At 73.0% G+C, this 14373-nt stretch carries 14 protein-coding genes; 7 read left to right on the top strand and 7 right to left on the bottom strand.

The window, feature by feature from the left end; translation table 11 throughout:
• The first annotated feature begins 369 nt into the window (after positions 1-369).
• The 4 genes from O7546_RS02510 (at position 370) to O7546_RS02495 (ending at position 2258) form a co-directional block, all read left to right on the top strand.
• A complete protein-coding gene (locus O7546_RS02510) occupies positions 370-993 on the top strand; it encodes a DedA family protein (protein WP_269696115.1) in 624 nt (207 codons plus the stop codon).
• A gap of 34 nt (positions 994-1027) precedes the next feature.
• Complete coding sequence (locus O7546_RS02505; protein ID WP_281600414.1) at positions 1028-1180, top strand: type II toxin-antitoxin system RelE/ParE family toxin; 153 nt, start codon at positions 1028-1030, stop codon at positions 1178-1180.
• Positions 1177-1509, top strand: coding sequence for a helix-turn-helix transcriptional regulator (locus tag O7546_RS02500; protein WP_121684334.1), 333 nt, complete (start codon positions 1177-1179; stop codon positions 1507-1509). Before O7546_RS02505 ends, O7546_RS02500 begins: the two co-directional genes overlap by 4 nt.
• Positions 1510-1604: 95 nt before the next feature.
• The gene (locus tag O7546_RS02495; RefSeq protein ID WP_269696114.1) at positions 1605-2258 is read left to right on the top strand and encodes a DUF998 domain-containing protein; all 654 of its coding nucleotides are present in this window, start codon (positions 1605-1607) and stop codon (positions 2256-2258) included.
• A gap of 19 nt (positions 2259-2277) precedes the next feature.
• On the opposite strand, the gene O7546_RS02490 is transcribed toward O7546_RS02495, so the two are convergent.
• On the bottom strand, positions 2278-3681 hold the full coding sequence (locus O7546_RS02490) for an NAD(P)H-quinone dehydrogenase (RefSeq protein WP_194798617.1): 1404 nt from the start codon (positions 3679-3681) through the stop codon (positions 2278-2280).
• Positions 3682-3846: 165 nt separating this feature from the next.
• Here O7546_RS02490 and O7546_RS02485 point away from each other — a divergent pair, with 165 nt between their 5' ends.
• A complete protein-coding gene (locus O7546_RS02485) occupies positions 3847-4302 on the top strand; it encodes a gamma-glutamylcyclotransferase (protein ID WP_194798618.1) in 456 nt (151 codons plus the stop codon).
• A 75-nt stretch (positions 4303-4377) separates the two neighbouring features.
• Here the strand turns inward: O7546_RS02485 and O7546_RS02480 are convergent, their stop codons facing one another.
• Genes O7546_RS02480 through O7546_RS02465 form a run of 4 tightly spaced genes read right to left on the bottom strand, consistent with a single transcriptional unit; the run spans position 4378 to position 7719 of the window.
• Positions 4378-5340 carry a GNAT family N-acetyltransferase gene (locus tag O7546_RS02480; RefSeq protein WP_194798619.1) on the bottom strand — a complete coding sequence of 321 codons (963 nt, stop codon included), beginning with the start codon at positions 5338-5340 and terminating at the stop codon, positions 4378-4380.
• A gap of 42 nt (positions 5341-5382) precedes the next feature.
• Positions 5383-6123: a hypothetical protein gene (locus tag O7546_RS02475; RefSeq protein WP_194798620.1), complete on the bottom strand. Its 741-nt coding sequence runs from the start codon at positions 6121-6123 to the stop codon at positions 5383-5385.
• Positions 6124-6160: 37 nt separating this feature from the next.
• Positions 6161-7087: a hypothetical protein gene (locus tag O7546_RS02470; RefSeq protein WP_194798621.1), complete on the bottom strand. Its 927-nt coding sequence runs from the start codon at positions 7085-7087 to the stop codon at positions 6161-6163.
• A gap of 2 nt (positions 7088-7089) precedes the next feature.
• Positions 7090-7719, bottom strand: coding sequence for an MBL fold metallo-hydrolase (locus O7546_RS02465; protein WP_194798622.1), 630 nt, complete (start codon positions 7717-7719; stop codon positions 7090-7092).
• A 124-nt stretch (positions 7720-7843) separates the two neighbouring features.
• On the opposite strand from O7546_RS02465, the gene O7546_RS02460 reads away from it, so the two are divergent.
• Positions 7844-8848 carry a DUF4349 domain-containing protein gene (locus O7546_RS02460; RefSeq protein ID WP_194798623.1) on the top strand — a complete coding sequence of 335 codons (1005 nt, stop codon included), beginning with the start codon at positions 7844-7846 and terminating at the stop codon, positions 8846-8848.
• Here the strand turns inward: O7546_RS02460 and O7546_RS02455 are convergent.
• Both O7546_RS02455 and O7546_RS02450 read right to left on the bottom strand, forming a co-directional pair.
• On the bottom strand, positions 8805-10064 hold the full coding sequence (locus tag O7546_RS02455) for an amidohydrolase (protein ID WP_194798624.1): 1260 nt from the start codon (positions 10062-10064) through the stop codon (positions 8805-8807). The genes O7546_RS02460 and O7546_RS02455 overlap by 44 nt on opposite strands.
• Positions 10065-10536: 472 nt before the next feature.
• Positions 10537-12120 (bottom strand): methylmalonyl-CoA mutase family protein, encoded by a 1584-nt coding sequence (locus O7546_RS02450; protein WP_135243294.1) that lies wholly within the window; start codon positions 12118-12120, stop codon positions 10537-10539.
• Between the two features lie 203 nt (positions 12121-12323).
• Here O7546_RS02450 and O7546_RS02445 point away from each other — a divergent pair, with 203 nt between their 5' ends.
• Positions 12324-14333: a serine/threonine-protein kinase gene (locus tag O7546_RS02445; RefSeq protein WP_194798625.1), complete on the top strand. Its 2010-nt coding sequence runs from the start codon at positions 12324-12326 to the stop codon at positions 14331-14333.
• Positions 14334-14373 lie beyond the last annotated feature (40 nt).

Raw genomic sequence — 14373 nt, 5'->3', positions numbered from 1 at the left:
CACTACCGCACTGCGCATGCCCGGACGATAGGCACGCGGACATCGACGGCGCACCTGAGTTTCGGAGAGTGGGTGCGGGTCGCCGGCACGGGACCTGCCGGCGACCCGCGGCGGCCCGGTCGTCAGGAACGGGGGACCCGACGGCTCCGGTGCCGCGTCCGACCAACGGTACGCCGGGAATCGACGATGCGCCGCCCCGCCCCGGCGCGTGTGCACCGGTGACCCGTCACTCGCGGGCGGGCCGCCTCGTTTCACACCTACGGCCTGCCGGTGTCGCCTGTCACCGTGCGGCGGGGCCGGTGGCGGTGGCGCCGGACACGGCGTCAGGCTCGATCCGGTCGAACGGAGAACTCCGGCGAGGTGGCGGTCGTGGCCGAGCTCATCTCTGACGTCGCGTCACCCATGTGGGCGTACGCGCTGTTGCTGATCCTGCTGATCGCCGACGCCTTCGTCCCGGTGGTGCCGACCCAGCTCGTCATGATCACCAGTGGGGCGCTGACCGTGTACGGCGGGCTCAGCCTGCCGCTCACCATCGCGGTCGGCGCTGCCGGTGTGTTCATCGGTGACCTGGCCTGCTACCTGATCGGCCGCAGCACGCCGACCCGCCGCGCGGCACGCGCCACGCCACCCGGACGGGCACGCCGGGCGGTCACTCGCGTCACCCGTGGGCTGCGCGAACCGGGGCCGATGGTGATCCTGCTCTGCCGTTTCGTACCAGGTGGCCGGATGGCTGCCTGCTTCTCGGCCGGGCGCAGCCGCTACCCGTACCGGCTGTTCCTGCCCTACGAGGCGGCGGCGGCGCTCGCGTGGTCCAGCTACGGCGCGCTCGTCGGCCATCTGGGCGGTACGGCGCTGACCCACTCGGCGTGGCGGCTGCTGCTGATCGGCGGGGTGGCCGCTGCGGGGTTCGCGCTGGCCGGGTGGGCGATGACCTGGATCAGCAGCGCCCGGCAGACCCGCGCCGAGGCCACCGCCGACTCGGCCGGCACCTGACGCGCAGTTCGGAGCATCGACCTCGGAGGTTCGGATGATCTTCGCGTTCGACCCCTCCCGTGAAGCCATCTTCCTGGTGGCCGGGGACAAGGCGGGGCAGTGGCAGAGTTGGTACCGGCTCGCCATTCCGTTGGCGGACGAGCGGTTCCAGGAGCACCTGATCAACTTGAAGGAAGAACAGCCATGAGTGGTGGGGCGAACTGGCGCGACGTCAAGGCGAAGGCCCGAAGTATCGATCCCTCGTGGGACGACAGCGAGCGTGTGGCCAGGCGGGGACAAATCCGAGAGCAGATGCTGGCTTCGGTCAGCGGCGCGCAGCTGGCGGAGATCCGCAAGCAGCTGGGCATGACCCAGGCCCAGCTGGCGGAAGCGGCCGGTTTGTCTCAGGCACGGATCAGCCAGATCGAGAACGGCGAGAGTGTCAACCTGGACATCCTGCGCGCCTACGTGACCGGCCTGGGCGGCCACCTCGATGTGGTCGCCCGAATCGGGAACATCCGCCTGGACGTGGCCTGACGCGTTCTCGGGGGTCCGGTAGGGGACGACCCGGGTAGCGAAGTGGGTGGTGGTCCCGGATCCGTCTGGGGCGGTTGCGGCGACAGGCTGGCCGTATGCCTGGAACGCGGAGCAGCGGCCTGTTGGCCCTCGGCGGGATCGTCCTGGCGGCGGTGCTCGCAATGGTCGGTCATCTCGAGGTGAGCGACGACCTGGATCCCTGGTCGCTGACCGTCAGCGACTTCGCCGTCTCCGATCGGGGCGGCGTCATCGACACCGCGATGGCGGTGCTCGCGGCGGCCAGTCTGGTGCTGCTGCCGTCGCTGCGCCGGGCCGGTGCGGGCCGGGTGCCGCTCGCGCTGCTGACCGCCTGGTCGGCCGGGCTGCTGGCCGCCGCCGTGGTGCCCACGAACGAGCCGGGTACGCAGATGGACACCGCCGCGTACGTGCACCGGTACGCCTCGGTGCTGTCGTTCCTGGCCCTGCCGGTGGCCGGCTGGCTGCTGGCCCGTCACCCGGTCGCCGGAGCCGCCGCCTGGCTACGCGGGCTGACAGTGGCCAGCCTGGTGCTGGCGGGCGCGATGATCTGGTCCGCCTACCCCGGCGACCGCGCCCTGCTGGGCCTGATCGAGCGCGCGCTCATCCTGACCGAGACAGCCCTGCTGACAACCCTGGCCCTGCACGTCACCCTGACCAAAGTCGTCGATCATGCAGTTGTGGCCCCGCACAGACCGGGCATACCGGTCGGATCGGGGGCCGCAACTCCATGATCGACGAGCAAAAGGGGGACTACTCCAGCTCGTGGAGCATGAGCTGGCGGGCGGCCTCGGTGATCGAGCCGGACAGGCTCGGGTAGATGGTGATGGTGTGCGCGAGCTCGTTGACGGTGAGGTTGTTCTCCACCGCCATCGTGATCGGCAGGATCAATTCGCTGGCCTTCGGCGCCACCACCACGCCGCCGATCACCTGGCCGCTCGCCGGACGGCAGAACAGCTTGACGAAGCCGTCGGCCAGGTCGTCCATCTTCGCGCGGGCGTTGCCGGACAGCGGCAGCATCACCTGGCGGGCCGGGGTCTTGCCGGCGTCCACCTCGTCCTGGGAGACGCCGACGGTGGCCAGCTCCGGGTCGGTGAAGACGTTCGCCGCGACGGTACGCAGCCGCAGCGGCCGCACCGCCTCGCCCAGCGCGTGCCACATGGCGATCCGGCCCTGCATCGCCGCGACGCTCGCGAGCGGCAGCACGCCGGTGCAGTCACCCGCCGCGTAGATGCCCGGCACGTTGGTACGGGAGACCCGGTCCACCGTCACGTAACCGCCCCGGGCCAGCTCCACGCCGTACTCGGCCAGGCCCAGGTCGGCGGTGTTCGGGATCGAGCCGACGGCGATCAGCGCGTGCGAGCCGGTGACCTGCCGGCCGTCGGAGAGCACCACCTCGACGCCGTCCCCGACCCGGCGGACCGCCTCGGCGCGGGAGTTGTTCAGGATGCTCATGCCCCGGTTGCGGAACACCCGCTCGATCGCCATCGCGGCGTCGGCGTCCTCGTGCGGCATGACCCGGTCTCGGCTGGACACGAGCGTGACCTTGACGCCCATGGCGAGGTACGCGCTGGCGAACTCGGCGCCGGTCACCCCGGAGCCGACCACGATCAGGTGCTCGGGCAGGTCGGGCAGGTCGTACACCTGGCGCCAGGTCAGGATGCGCTCGCCGTCCGGTACGGCGGTGGGCAACTGGCGGGGGGTCGCGCCGGTCGCGACGAGCACCGTCGACGCGGCGATGGAGTATTCGGCGCCGCCGCCGGCCGGGGTGACGATCACCCGGTGGGTGTGGCCGAGCGTGTCCTCGCCGAGCCGGGCCGTGCCGGCGACGAACTCGACGCCGGCCTTGACGAGCTTGGTGTGGATGTCGGCGGACTGGGCCAGCGCGAGCCGCTTGACCCGCTCGTGCACCGCCCGCGCGTCGACGGTGACCGCCTCCAGGCCGTCGGAGTGCACCCCGAACTCCTCGGTGTCCCGGTAGCCGGTGACCACCTCGGAGCTGGCGATGAACGTCTTGGAGGGCACGCAGTCGGAGAGCACGCAGGCGCCGCCGGCGCCCTCCGCCTCGACCACCGTGACATCGGCGTCCAACTGCGCGGCGACCAGAGCCGCCTCGTACCCGGCCGGCCCGCCGCCGATGATCACGATCTGGCTCACGGAGCCGTCCCTTCGTTCGCGACTGCGGGGCTCCGCTCCGCTGCACTCCTCGCGCTCACGGAGCCGTCCCTTCGTCTGTGCTCACAGTGACTTTCTTCTCCCCGTCCCGTCCGACACGCACTGTCGTATTCTCCCTCACCCACCAGCCGGGCTATCGTCGTCGCCGTGGGTCTCTACGCTGCTTACGGCTCGAACCTGGATCCCGCCCGCATGCGCGCCTACTGCCCGCATTCGCCGATGGTGGGCACCGGCTGGCTCGAGGGCTGGCGGCTCACCTTCGCCGGCGAGGACGTCATCGGCTGGGAGGGCTCGGTCAGCACCGTTGTCGAGTCCCCGGGCGACCGGGTGTTCGTGGCCCTCTACGACATCCACCCGTACGACGCCGCGCAACTCGACGAGATCGAGGGCGTGACCGCCGGGACGTACCGCAAGCTGACCGTCCGCGTCTCGACGCTCGACGGCGACGTGACGGCGTGGGTCTACGTGTTCGACGGGTACGAGGGCGGGCTGCCCACCGCGTGGTACCTCTCGGAGCTCGCGAACGCCGCGGAGAAGGCGGGCGCGCCGGACGACTACGTCACCGAGCTGCGGTCCCGCCCCACCGGCACCGCGTCGGCGTAGCGCGTCTCCCACACCCACAGTGTGCGCCGGGCGGCCGTACCCGCGCTCGGCGACCCCGGCACGAGGGGTGCCGGGTCACACCCGCGAGGCGGGCACGCTGCGCTCGTACATGTCGGCCCAGTGCTCCTCCACCAGCCCGACGGAGCGGTAGAGCGTGACCGGCGCGGTCGGGTTGGCCAGGTCGACGCCGAGCCCGGCGCCGGTGCGGCCCTTCGCCGCGTAGACCGCGAACGCCCGGCGCAGCAGCGCCGCGCCCACCCCGCGACGCCGGTACGCGGGCAGCACCGACAGCGTCCGCACCCACCCCCGGTCCTGGTCGAGTGCCTGGTCGGAGGACTGGAGCGCACCGGCCGGTTCGCCGTCGACCTCGGCCAGGAACCACTCGTCCCAGACCTTGCCGTACGACGGCAGCAGGTCCCGCCACTGCGCGAAGTCGAGCGGGTCGTGGTCGGGGGTGTCCCGGAACGCGGTGTCGTAGATCCGGTGGAACAGCCGCAGGTCGTCCTCGTCGTCGGCGCGCAGCGGCCGGACGGTCACCCCGGGCGGGGGCGCCGGCTCGGCGGGCAGGTCGGCGAGCGAGCGGCTCATCCGGATGTAGCGCTTGATCCGGGTGAACCCGGCCTCGGTCAGCTCACCGGCCCAGCGGGTCTCCGGCGCGTACACGCCGGCGCGCGCGGTCAGCGCGGGCAGGCCGCGCTCGGCGGCCCGTTCGGCGACGCGTTCCAGCAGCCGGGCCAGCAGCGGCGCGCGCAGGTCGGCGCCGCGGTCGGGGTCGACGAGCACGTCCACCCACTCCCGGCCGACGCCGCTCGGGTTGGCCAGGATCGACCAGGCCACCGCCGTGCCGTCCGGATCGGTGACCAGCCACGAGTCCCGGGCCGGGTCGACGAACGGCGCGGTCAGCGCGGACCGTACGTCCTCGTCGTCGAAGTCGGGGTGGCCCACGGCGAACGTGTCGGCGGCGTGCACCACCGCCAGGATCGCGGGTATGTCGTCGAGGGTCGGGCGGCGGGCCGACCAGCCTGCGGGGAGCGTCACGGGCCAGATCGTGGCAGCCGGACCGGCCGGATCGCCTCCCATTTATCCGCCGCGGGCGCGCTGCCGCGCGGCGCCGAGCAGGCCCAGCAGCTCAGCACCCTCGGCCGCGCTCAACGCGCGGAACGCCGCCGAGGCCAGCCGGTCGGTCACCGCCTCGGCCCACAGCCGGCGCCGCACCAGCGGCCCGACCGGCGGGTACGGGGGCACCCAGCCGCACGCCGCGGCACCGGCCTCGCCCTCCGGCCCGGCCAGTACCGCCTCCAGCGGTGTCAGTCCGGCCGCGCGCACCGCCAGCAGGTACGCCCCGGCGAAGTGTTCACGCAGCAGCAGCATGCCGACCGCCGCCCGCGCACCGGGCGAGGGATCGGGTACCGGCATGGCCCGCCAGGCGGCGAACAGCGGCATGCCGCTGCCATCCGCCGCGTCGACCGCCCGGCCCAGTAGCGCGGCGAGCCGGGACGACTCGGCGCCGTCGCCCAGCCGGGCGGTGCCCCACCGGCAGCACTCGGCCAGGTTGGCGGCGGCCACCTCCAGCGGCGGGACGGTGCGCGCGGCGGCGTCCCAGCCGTCGGTGACCGCCTCGGGAGCGATGAAGCCGAGCGCCGCGGCGACCGTCTCGGCGCGGACGTCACCGAGCGCACCGGCCCGCCCGGTGATGTAGAAGGCCCACCCGGAGATGCCGAGCAGCCGCGCCCGGCGCAGCGTGGACGGGCAGCGGGCGAACGCCTCGCCGAGTTCGAGCACCAGCGGTTTGCAGGCGGCGGCGAGCTGTTCCGGAGTCATCGGCCGCCCGTCACTCCACCGTAGCCATTCATCACGCTCAGTCTGCCCGGTCGTCACCGGTGTCGGCATCCCCCTCTTCGGCGTCCAGCGCCTCCAACACGGCCTCCACCTCACCGGCCCGGCGCCGGGCCGCGGTGACCGCCCGTTCCGCGCCCCGGCGGGCCAGCCGGGCCCGGCTCAGCTCCTGCTCGGCCACGGCCCGGCGACGCTCCAGCTCGGCCAGTTCGGTCTCGATCCGGTCCAGCGTCGCGGCGCCGTCCCGCTCGGCCGCGTCGGCCGCCGCCAGCTCCTTCTCGGCCCGGTCCAGGTCCGCGCGGGCGCGGGTCAGCTCCCGGGTCGCGGTCCGCCGCCGCCCGGCCCGTTCGGCCCGCGTCGCCCGCTCGTCGCGGGCCCGGCGCGCGTCGGCCCGCTCGGCCGCCCGATCCGGTACGACGGGCGTCTCCTCGCCCCCCGTCACGAGCCGCAACTGGGGGCGGGGCACCTCGCCGAACCCGGCGTAGTGGCTGGCCCGCAGCAGGCGTCCGGCGCGTACCTGTTCGGCCACCTCGGTGTCCGACAACGCGGCGTTGAGTGTCGCCTCCACCTCGCCCAGCGGCAGCTTCCCGACCGGGGGCGCGGCGGGTTCGGCGGCGGCGAGCCGGCGTACCTCCGCCACCAGCGCGCCCACGACGGCGCGCCGCTGCGCGGACAGTTCCCGCAGCGTGCCGCCGCGCAGGTCGCGTTGCGCGGCACGCAGCGACTCGGCCAGCCGGCTCAGGTCGGCGACCAGCTCGGGCCGGCGGATCGCCAGCAGGTTGACCAGCCAGGCCGCCACCGTGGGCCGGCGCAGCCTGCCGATCTCCCGGGCGGTACGCGGGTCGCCGGACTGACGCGCCTGCGCGACGGCCTCGTCCCGGGCCGCCACGAACCGGTCCGGGGGCGTGGCGTAGAGCCGCCGGATCACCTCCGCGGGCACCTCGGTCATGGTCAGGCGTCGATCCGGGTGCCCGGCTCCAGACGGCGGTAGTCGGTGTTGGACATCGCCGTGTACTGCCGGTCCAGCACACCGAAGCCGTTGTCGTTGAGCAGCCCGTCGTGCAGCGCGTACGCCCGGCGCGGCGCGACCGCGCGGATGAAGTCGACCACCTCGGAGAACTTCGACCAGGGTGCGTGTATCGGGGCGAACAGCGTGTCCACCTGCACGTCGTCGGGCACGAACAACGCGTCGCCCGGGTGGTACACCACGTCGGCGAAGAGGTAGCCGATGTTCTGGATCACCGGGATGTCCGGATGGATGACCGCGTGCTGCCCGCCGTACGTCCTCACCGGCGTCCCGGCGACGGTGAGCGACTGTCCGGGCTCGACCGTCACCAGCGCCTCGGCGGCGTCGCCGAGCACCCCGGCGAGCGAGGCGGGACCGTGCACCGGCACCGGCCGCCGTTCCAGCGCCCGGGTCAGCGCGCCGACGTCCACATGGTCCGGGTGCTCGTGGGTGATCAGCACCGCGTCGGCACCGTCCAGCGCCGCCGGATCGCTGAAGACACCCGGGTCGACGACGAGCACCGCACCGTCGTGCTCCAGCCGGAGGCAGGAGTGGGCGAATTTGGTCACCTGCATCGTGACTCCTCGCTTATCGAATCGTGATGTCCTCAGCGCAGTCTGCCGGAACCGGCGCGACCACGCGTCACGTCCGAGGTATCGGTCCCGGCAGTCGGGGCCGCCGACGATCGGAGTACGGGGCATGGGTGGACGACGACTCCGGGGCGTGGCCCTGGTGGCTGTGGGTCTGATAGCAGCGCTGGGTGTGGGCGCGTGCGGCGCGGGCGGTGACAGTGGCAGCGACTCGGCCGCGCCCGCCGCCGACGGAGGCGCGGGGCGCGAGCAGGCCGCCGAGGGCGGTGCGGACAGCGACCAGGCGGCCCCGGGCGGCACCGGCGGCGCGGACCTGCGGGTCGACCAGCGGTCCATCATCTACACCGGAACCATGCAGGTCCGGGTGGACGATGTGGAGGCCGCCGCGCGGGAGGCGACCACAGCGGTGACGGCGGCCGGCGGATTCGTCGGCGCCGACCGGCGGTCGAGCCGGGCCGCCGAGGCGCGGGCGGCGCTGACGCTGCGCGTGCCCGCCGACCGGTTCACCGCGGTGATCGACCGGCTCGCCGGTCTCGGCCGGCAGGAGCGCCGGGAGATCCGCACCGAGGACGTCACCGAGCAGGTGGTCGACCTGGACGCCCGGATCGCCACCCAGCGGGCGCGGGTGGAGAGTTCCCGCAAGCTGCTGGCCCGGGCCACGTCGGTGGACGAGCTGGTCCGGCTGGAGAACGAGGTGGGCACCCGGCAGGCGGACCTGGCCGCGCTGGAGGCCCGCAAGCGCCGGCTCGCTGACCTGACCTCGCTGTCCACCATCACCGTGACGTTCCTCGGTCAGGACGCCAGCACCGCCGAGGAGGAGGCTGACCTGGGCTTCCTGGCCGGGCTGGGCGGCGGCTGGACGGCGTTCCTGGCCTCGGCCCGGGTCCTGCTCACAGTGCTCGGCGCGGTGCTGCCGTTCGCGGTGGTGATCGGCGTACCGCTGTGGTTGCTGCTCCTGTGGCGGCGCCGGGTGCGGGCCCGGCGGACGCCGCCGCCCGGCCCGGGTGCGATGCTGCCGCCCGGCCTGGGCCCGATGCCGCCGGGCCCGGCCGGGCCGGCCGACGGTCCGGTCAGCGCGCCGCCGCCAGTGCCCGCAGCGCGGTCTGGACCATGAGGCGTACGCCGGCCTCGATGGCGCGCTCGTCCACGTCGAACGAGGCCCGGTGCAGGTCCACGTTGGGCCCGCTACGGCCGACGCCGAGGCGGGCGAGCGCACCCGGCACGTGCTCCAGGTACCAGGAGAAGTCCTCGCCGCCCATGCTCTGCGGCGTCTCGGCGATGCCGTCGGGGCCGAGCGCCGCGGCGGTGGCCGCGGTGAGCACGCCGATCGCGCCGGCGTCGTTCGTCACCGGGGGCCGGCCGCGCAGGTATTCCAGGTCGACTGTGGCGCCGGTGGGGGCGAGCACGTCCCGCACCACCTGAGCCACGATCTCGGGTGCCTGGTCCCAGGTGTCGCGGTCCATCACCCGCAGCGTGCCGGCCGCGCACGCCTCGGACGGGATGACGTTGTAACGGGTGCCGGCCGAGGCGTGGCCGAACACCAGCAGCAGCCCGCTGTTGGCCGGCACCCGGCGGCTGATCAGCGTCGGCACCTCGGTCACCAGCCGGCCGAGCGCGTCCACCAGGTCGACGGTCAGGTGGGGGCGGGCGGTGTGCCCGCCCGGCCCGGTGAGCCGGACCGTGACGTTGTCGGCGGCGGCGGTGATCGGGCCGACCCGCAGGCCGACCTTGCCCACCGGCAGGTTCGGGTCGCAGTGCAGCGCGAAGATCTGCACCACGTCGTCCAGGCCGCCGGCCTCGATGACCTCGAGCGAGCCGCAGGGCAGGATCTCCTCGGCCGGCTGGAAGATCAGCCGGACCCGGCCGTCGAGCCGGCCGGTGTCGGCGAGCTGGGCCAGCAGCATGCCGACGCCGAGCATCACCGACGTGTGCACGTCGTGGCCGCAGGCGTGGCAGACGCCCTCGACTGTCGAGCGGTACGACACGTCCTTCGGGTCGCTCAGCGGCAGCGCGTCGATGTCGGCGCGGAGCGCGATCACCGGCCCGTCCGGGCGCCCGTTGATGTCGCAGATGACGCCGTTGCCCTTCGGCAGCAGACGCGGCTTCAGCCCGGCCAGGGACAGCTCGCGGTGCACCAGCGCGGCCGTCTCGAACTCCTCGCCGGACAGCTCCGGGTGGGAGTGGATGTGACGGCGCGTCTCGATGAGGCCCGGTACGCGCAGAGCGAGCAGATGGTCGAGCTCGAAGGGCAGGGGCTGGTAACCGGTCGGCGCCTCGGGCCGGGACGACGCCAGCGGGCCGCCGGAAGGCAGCGTCAACGCACTCGTCACGTCGAATTCTCGATCACTAGAAGTGGATGGATCTTCGGGTCGGACAGCAGACAGCCTAGACCTCCGACGGTGACGCTGCGCAACATCTTTCGCGTAGCGGTCGGACCGCGCAGCGTCACGAATGCCCTGGTGGGAGGGCTCGAATATCTGCGGGACAGCAGGTAGATCGCGGTCGAACGCCGTCATCCGCCTCCCACCTCCTACAACGCGTAACCGTTTCATCGGCCACAAATAACGACCCGTCGTTCCGAATTGTCGCATTAGTCGTGGCAATTAACTGCCGCTCCGACAATTGCACGACAACTGTCGGCTGCCGGAAGACTCCCGACGGTGACACGAGCGTCCGACCGCCGACCGCACAGGCTGTCCGTCCCGTTCACCCGATCCGGTTACCCGAATCGCCGAATCGCACACGCGAAAGCGGCCCGCACCGCGCACTCAGGGTGCGCGGCGGGGCCGCCGCCGGGACGATTCAGAACCGGTCGCTGGGCCGGTAGATCCCCCACACCTCGCGCAGCGTCCCGCACACCTCGCCGACAGTGGCGCGGGCGCGCAGCGCCTCCTTCATCGGGTAGAGCACGTTGGCGTCCCCCTCGGCGGCGGCACGCAGTTCGGCCAGGGCCCGCTCCACCGCGCCGGAGTCCCGCTCGGCGCGCAGCCGGGCCAGCCGCTCCCCCTGCGCCGCCTCGATCGACGGGTCGACCCGCAGCGGCTCGTACGGCTCCTCCTCGTCGATCCGGAACCGGTTGAGCCCGACCACCACCCGCTCGCCCGAGTCGATCTCCTGGGCGATCCGGTACGCGGACTGCTCGATCTCCCGCTTCTGGAACCCGGCCTCGATCGCGTCCACCGCCGAACCGTGGTCGAAGACCCGGTCCATCAGCTCGGTGGCGGCCGCCTCCACCTCGGCGGTCATCGCCTCCACCACGTACGACCCGGCGAACGGGTCGACGGTGGCGGTCAGGTCCGTCTCGTACGCCAGCACCTGCTGGGTCCGCAGCGCCAGCCGGGCCGCCTTCTCGGTGGGCAGCGCGATGGCCTCGTCGAAGCTGTTCGTGTGCAGCGACTGGGTGCCGCCGAGCACCGCGCCGAGGCCCTGCACCGCCACCCGGACCAGGTTCACCTCCGGCTGCTGGGCGGTGAGCTGCACGCCGGCGGTCTGGGTGTGGAACCGCAGCATCATCGACTTCGGGTTCTTCGCGCCGAACTCGTCGCGCATCAGCCGGGCCCAGATGCGCCGGGCCGCGCGGAACTTCGCGACCTCCTCCAGCAGCGTGGTGCGGGCCACGAAGAAGAACGACAGGCGGGGCGCGAAGTCGTCGACGGCCAGACCGGCGGCGAGCGCCGCGCGGACGTACTCCACGCCGTTCGCGAGCGTGAACGCCACCTCCTGCGCGGGCGACGCGCCGGCCTCGGCCATGTGGTAGCCGGAGATCGAGATGGTGTTCCACTTCGGCACCTCGGCCCGGCAGTAGGCGAAGGTGTCGGCGACCAGCCGCAGCGAGGGCTTCGGCGGGAAGATGTACGTCCCCCGGGCGATGTACTCCTTGAGGATGTCGTTCTGGATGGTGCCGTTGAGCGCCGCCCCCGGCACGCCGTTCTCCTCGGCCACGAGCTGGTAGAGCAGCAGCAGCACCGAGCCGGGCGCGTTGATGGTCATCGAGGTGGAGACCTTGTCCAGCGGGATGCCGCCGAACAGCGTGCGCATGTCCTCGATGGAGTCGATGGCGACGCCGACCTTGCCGACCTCACCGTGCGCGATCGGGTCGTCCGAGTCGTACCCCATCTGGGTGGGCAGGTCGAACGCGACCGACAGGCCCATGGTGCCGGCGCGCAGCAGCTGGTGGTAGCGCGCGTTGCTCTCGGTCGCGGTGCCGAACCCGGCGTACTGTCGCATGGTCCAGGGCCGGGACGTGTACATCGTCGGGTAGACCCCGCGGGTGTACGGGAACTCGCCCGGCTCGCCCAGCCGGGCGTCCAGATCCGCCGGAAGGTCTGCCGCCGTGTAGACGCCCTGGATCGGGAAACCCGACTCGCTTGACCGCGCATCGCTCATTACCGGATGGTAGGACGCGCAGACCGCCTGGTGGGTGAGGGATACCGCACACCTCGCGGCGGCGACCCACCGGAGGTGAGCAACCGACCACATACCGTCGAGTAGGTAAACGCCCGCCGCGTCGGGTTTCGCATCGGGCGTCGGAACCAGCAAGATAGAGGGGTTGTGTCCCAGCCCCCTCGATATCCCCCGGTGGCTTTTCTGTGACTCAGATTCCGACGTGGAGCGGCGGACCGGCCAGTCCCCCCACTGGACGCGCGGCGCCCGGCACCACCATCGGTGGTCGCTACTCGCTGCGCTCCCCGGTGGGCAACGGAGGCATGGGCACGGTCTGGCGGGCCACAGACACGTTGCTGCGCCGTGATGTGGCGGTCAAGGAGGTCGTCCTCCCGCCGGGGCTCGCCCCGAGCGACCGCGACGCGCTCTACGAACGGACGCTGCGGGAGGCCCGAGCCGCCGCGGCGATCCAGCACCCGGCGGTGGTGCAGGTCTACGACGTGGTCACCGAGGGTGGCCGCCCGTGGATCGTGATGGAGCTGCTGGACGCCCGCAGCCTGGCCGACATGGTGATCGAGGACGGGCCGGTCGCGCCACGCGCCGTCGCCAAGATCGGGATCGCGCTGCTCGGCGCGCTGGAGGTCGCGCACGCGATCGGCGTGCTGCACCGCGACGTGAAGCCGGCGAACGTGCTGATCTGCACCGATGGCCGCTGCGTGCTCACCGACTTCGGCGTCGCCCGGATGCCCACCGACGTGCAGCTCACCACGCCCGGCATGGTGCTCGGCTCGCCGCACTTCATCTCGCCCGAGCGGGCAATGGGCCAGGAGTTCGGGCCGCCGAGCGACCTGTTCTCGCTCGGTGTGACGCTCTACACCGCGGTCGAGGGCCGGCCCCCGTTCGACAAGGGCGACCCGATCGAGACCATGCACGCGGTGGTCGAGGACCCGCCCGCCACGCCGCAGCGCAGCGGCCCGCTCACCGGGGTGCTGATGGGGCTGCTGGAGAAGGACCCGGCCCGCCGGATGGACGTGCACCGCGCGCGCGCCAACCTGCGCGAACTGCTCGCCGGGCCGCTGACCAGCACCGCGACCGCCGTAAACTCGGTCACCGACCCGTACGCGGTGGTCCCGGTGCCGCGCCCGACCACGCCGCCGGCGATCGCCGCGGAGCCGAAGCCGAGCGGGCAGATCGGCGGCCGGGCGATGATCGGCCCGGACGAGTCGCTCACCGACCGCCTCGCCGCCCTGCGTCGCGGCGAGCGGCCCCAGGCCGAGAAGGCCGCAGCGGGTGCCGCCGCGCTCGACGAGACCAGCGCCGACGCGCTGGCCGGTCCGCTGCACACCCCGACCGGCGCGATGTCCGGGCCGGGCACGCCGGACGCCACCCAGCGCATCTCGCCGGACGCCACGGTCCGGCTCGGGGCGGGCGCCGGTGCGGACGCGACCCAGGCGGTACCCGCCACTTACGGCCGCACCGTCGACGCCACCCAGCCGGTGTACGGCGCCGGCAACCAGTGGTCGGTGCCCGGCACCGGCCAGGCGTGGACCACCCCGGCCACCGCACCCGCCGCCGGTGGTGGCGGCCCGCTCGGCACGGCCAAGGGCCTGCTCGGCCGGGTGAAGGCGTGGCCGCGCAAGGTCCAGCTCGCCGCCGCCGGTGGCCTCGCCGTGGTGCTGCTGGTGAGCGTGATCGCGTTGACCAGCGGCGGCGACGACGCTCCCCCGCCGATCGTGGGCGCGCTGCCGTCGAACTCGGCCGCCGCCTCGCCGGTGGAGATGCAGGAGCAGACCGTCAAGGGCATCACCGTCCAGGTGCCGAAGGGCTGGGACCGCAAGACCGGTGGCGTCTTCGTCGACTACGTCGACCCGCAGGACGAGAGCCGCAAGGTGCGGGTGCTGGCCGAGAACTGGGGCGGCACGTCGGTCAGCTGGGCCGAGTTCGCCTCCCGCAACCTCCGCGACAAGAGCAAGTCGTGCGCCAAGCCCTACGAACAGCTCGCGATGACCGAGACGACGCTGGCCGGTAAGCCGGCCGCCGAGTTCGAGTACACCTGCGGCGAGGGTGACGAGAAGCGGCACGGCGTGTGGCGGGGCGTGGTCCAGGGCGGCAAGGTCTACTCGTTCTACCTCTCCTCCAGCGACGCCACCTTCGCCGAGAGCAAGCCGATCTTCGACGCGATGGCCGGCTCGTTCCAGCTCACGGCGGCGAACTGAGTCGAGGCCGACGGTCGGTGGTGATCCGCCGCCGTGCTTT

The organism is Micromonospora sp. WMMA1976 (genome assembly GCF_027497335.1).
Lineage (GTDB): Bacteria > Actinomycetota > Actinomycetes > Mycobacteriales > Micromonosporaceae > Micromonospora > Micromonospora aurantiaca.
The sequence above is the reverse complement of the archived record's forward strand: the minus strand, read 5'-3'. Positions and strand labels throughout refer to the sequence as shown.

What these genes read in the sequence shown, in the direction of transcription:
- O7546_RS02465 (WP_194798622.1), bottom strand. Translation starts at nt 7,719, where the DNA reads ATGCAGGTGACCAAATTCGCCCACTCCTGCCTCCGGCTGGAGCACGAC.
- O7546_RS02500 (WP_121684334.1), top strand. Translation starts at nt 1,177, where the DNA reads ATGAGTGGTGGGGCGAACTGGCGCGACGTCAAGGCGAAGGCCCGAAGT.
- O7546_RS02505 (WP_281600414.1), top strand. Translation starts at nt 1,028, where the DNA reads ATGATCTTCGCGTTCGACCCCTCCCGTGAAGCCATCTTCCTGGTGGCC.
- O7546_RS02470 (WP_194798621.1), bottom strand. Translation starts at nt 7,087, where the DNA reads ATGACCGAGGTGCCCGCGGAGGTGATCCGGCGGCTCTACGCCACGCCC.
- O7546_RS02495 (WP_269696114.1), top strand. Translation starts at nt 1,605, where the DNA reads ATGCCTGGAACGCGGAGCAGCGGCCTGTTGGCCCTCGGCGGGATCGTC.
- O7546_RS02450 (WP_135243294.1), bottom strand. Translation starts at nt 12,120, where the DNA reads ATGAGCGATGCGCGGTCAAGCGAGTCGGGTTTCCCGATCCAGGGCGTC.
- O7546_RS02475 (WP_194798620.1), bottom strand. Translation starts at nt 6,123, where the DNA reads ATGACTCCGGAACAGCTCGCCGCCGCCTGCAAACCGCTGGTGCTCGAA.
- O7546_RS02460 (WP_194798623.1), top strand. Translation starts at nt 7,844, where the DNA reads ATGGGTGGACGACGACTCCGGGGCGTGGCCCTGGTGGCTGTGGGTCTG.